General features: G+C 70.8%; 1 protein-coding gene. It reads left to right on the top strand.

Annotation, left to right across the window (positions count from 1 at the left end):
• The coding region (locus A5773_RS05600; protein WP_156744736.1) for an AMP-binding protein at positions 1-865 on the top strand (865 nt) is incomplete at both ends.

Here is an 865-nt window from a genome sequence, read left to right as displayed (position 1 = left end):
CGCCACGGTGTTGGATGCGGTGGGCGCGGTGTGTGTGTTGACGTGTGGCGCCGACACTTTGGTCGGGGCGGGCGCGCGCCCGGTGTTGCGTGTCGACGAACTGGACCTGTCGGGGCGGTGCGCGAAGCCCATCACCGACGCCGACCGGCACTCGCCACTGAAGGTCGAGAACACCGCCTATGTGATGTTCACCTCGGGATCCACCGGCGCGCCCAAGGGCGTGACGGTCAGCCACGCCGGCCTGGTCGGATTGGCCGCGTCGCAATGCAAGGTGTACGGGCTGGGCGCGCAGTCGCGCGTGCTGATGGTGGCCGCGCCGACCTTCGATGCGTCGATCTTCGATCTGTTGTGGGCGGTCGGGTCCGGCGCGACGTTGGTGATGGCCCCGCCCCAGGCCTACGCGGGAGAGGCGCTGACCGAGTTGCTGCAGGACCAGCGGGTCAGCGCGGCGGTGGTGACCCCGACGGTGTTGGCGTCGCTGGACCGGGCCCGGCTGGACGGACTCGACACGCTGGTTACCACGGGAGAGGCGTGCCCGGCGGAGTTGGTCGGCGCCTGGGCGCCGGGTCGGCGGATGTTCAACGGCTATGGCCCCTCCGAGACCACCATCTGCGCCACGTCCACTGCGCCGCTGTCGGCGGGGCAGCCGGTGAGCATCGGCACCCCGATCCCGGGGGTGTGCGCGCTGGTGCTCGACGCGCGGCTGAACCCGGCCCCGATCGGGGTGGTCGGCGAACTGTATTTGAGCGGGCCCGCACTCGCGCACGGCTACCTGGGCCGGATGGGTTTGACTGCGGAACGGTTTGTGGCCAACCCGTTTGGGGGTGCGGGGGCGCGGATGTATCGCACCGGGGATTTGGTGCGC

The organism is Mycobacterium sp. 852014-52450_SCH5900713 (assembly GCF_001667075.1).
In the GTDB taxonomy this organism is placed as follows: Bacteria; Actinomycetota; Actinomycetes; order Mycobacteriales; family Mycobacteriaceae; genus Mycobacterium.
The sequence above is the reverse complement of the archived record's forward strand: the minus strand, read 5'-3'. Positions and strand labels throughout refer to the sequence as shown.